Origin of the sequence: Salinivibrio sp. IB282 (assembly GCF_001995685.1) — a bacterium.
Taxonomy (GTDB): Bacteria; Pseudomonadota; Gammaproteobacteria; order Enterobacterales; family Vibrionaceae; genus Salinivibrio; species Salinivibrio kushneri.
The window spans coordinates 1-2,097 of the sequence record NZ_MUET01000140.1 but is presented as its reverse complement, the minus strand read 5'-3'; the positions used below and the strand labels follow the sequence as shown (position 1 = coordinate 2,097).

Here is a 2,097-nt window from a genome sequence, read left to right as displayed (position 1 = left end):
ATGTAAGGTGACCCGCTCACCCTTGAGCAAGTCGGCAGCGGCCAGCAAAAAGCAGCCGGTATCGAGCCCGCCGAGCGCGCAACCTGCCGCATCAAGGCGGTGCAGCCAGCGCATTAAGGGGCGACTTAAATAGGCTTCAGGATCAAAACCGCTACACACGGCCAGCGAGGGCAGGTCATGCACCGCATCAATCGCTTTGTCGGCCAGCAGTGACATGCCGTTAGACGCCTTCACTGGTTTGCCATCTTCACTGATCATTTGCCAATCAAATAGCTGCTTGCCACTGATCTGGTTGGCAATACGCAGTGGCTCGACGGCAGAGAAAAAGGCCATCATCGAGAAGCGGGGCAGTAAAAGAAAGCCGATGCATTCTGGCATCGGGCCTGTGTATTCAAGACGCATGACCACAAACGAACAAAGAATGGTAGAAATAATGATGAGGGGCAGCCACTAGCCGGGTCAAGATAAGGTGAGCATTTGATTGATAAAAGTATTAAATCGTTTGGCTGCCAAACGCGTGACGGTGAGGTGTACAAAAATTAACTAGACTGTATCGATATCACCAGAATATACTCCGATTCCTCTTTCTACATAAGGCATATTTTGTGGATCCAACACGCGTCGATTGTCACTCCCCTTCACTGGTACGTTGTCACCAACAAAGGATGCAGTCATGATTGAACCTATGATTACCCTCCTGCTCGGTCTTTTCTTTATCTTGTTAATTATTGCCGCCAATGGCTACTTTGTGGCGCAAGAGTTTGCCTATATGGCGGTTGATCGCGCAAAGCTTGCGACCCTAGCCGCGACGGGCGATGCGTCGGCAAAGCGAGCGCTGGCGGTGACAAAACGGACGAGCTTTATGCTGTCTGGCGCGCAGCTTGGTATCACGGTCACCGGCTTGGTGTTGGGCTTTGTTGCCGAGCCGTTGGTCGGCGAGTCGATGGGCGTTTTATTGCAACAACTAGGCTTGTCGCTGGAAGCGGGGATCGCGATTGGCACCATGGCGACGCTTGCGGTGGCGATGATTGTGCAAATGATTTTGGGTGAGCTTTACCCGAAAAACTTAGCCATTGCCAATGCTGAACCCATGGCGCGTATGATGTCGCGGTCGACACTGATTTATATGTCGGTGTTTGGTTGGATCATCAGTTTCTTTGATAAATCGGCCAACCTGGTGCTGCGGATGGTGGGGATTCAACCGGTACATGATCTTGATATGAGTGCCTCAGAAGACGACTTACACCATATTATCGCCGACTCGCGAGAAAGCGGAGATTTGCCGGTGGAGTTGTCACTGATGATGGATAGGATCCTGGATTTTCCTGCGCGCGATGTTGAGCATGCGATGGTGCCGCGTTCGCAAGTTGATTGGGTGTCGCCAGAAACCAAGCTGTCCGAATTGTTGGCGCTGATGGCGCAAGCCCACACCCGTTATCCGGTGCTTGATGATTATGATGCGCCGGTGGGCGTGGTGCATCTGGCAGACGTTCTCGCGAAAACAGAGTCCCATTCGGATGATACCGTGGCGTCAGTGATGCGTCCGGCCAGTGTTCTCCCCACATTAATGCCGTTGCCAAATGCGCTGGATCAGTTGGTGCGTTCGACCAATCAACTGGCATGTGTGATTGATGAATATGGCGGCTTTGCCGGGGTATTAACGATTGAAGATTTGGCCATGGAGATCGTAGGGGAAATTACCGACGAGCATGATAGTGATCATGCCGAGGCGGTTATCCCTGAAAGTGACAATGTCTGGTTGATGGATGGTGATGTGCACATCGACGAGGTGGAGCGTGCGATTGGCTATGATCTGCCGCGAGGTGATGTCGAAACCATTGCTGGCGTGTTGATTGCGGCGTGTGGCGCATTGCCAGCCGTAGGGGATACGGTGACAATTGCGCTGCCGATTGACCCATCCGAACTGGCGGAGAGTCAACCAATTATGCGCCATCTTGAAGTGGATGTATTAAGCATTGAACGGCACATTCCCACGTCGGTGCGGGTTACGCTCACCGAGCAGCCCATTGCGGAGGATAACCAATGACTGATCCTTTGATGGTTAGTGTTGTCACGCTGGCTTTGATTGTATTGAGT

At 52.3% G+C, this 2,097-nt stretch carries 2 protein-coding genes; one reads left to right on the top strand and one right to left on the bottom strand.

The window, feature by feature from the left end:
- Positions 1–402: AraC family transcriptional regulator (locus BZG14_RS15160; RefSeq protein ID WP_131825211.1), on the bottom strand; the 402-nt coding region annotated here is incomplete at its 3' end.
- A gap of 271 nt (positions 403–673) precedes the next feature.
- Here BZG14_RS15160 and BZG14_RS15155 point away from each other — a divergent pair.
- Positions 674–2,047, top strand: a complete 1,374-nt coding sequence (locus BZG14_RS15155) for a hemolysin family protein (RefSeq protein ID WP_077609143.1) — start codon at positions 674–676, stop codon at positions 2,045–2,047.
- The last annotated feature ends 50 nt before the right edge of the window (positions 2,048–2,097 follow it).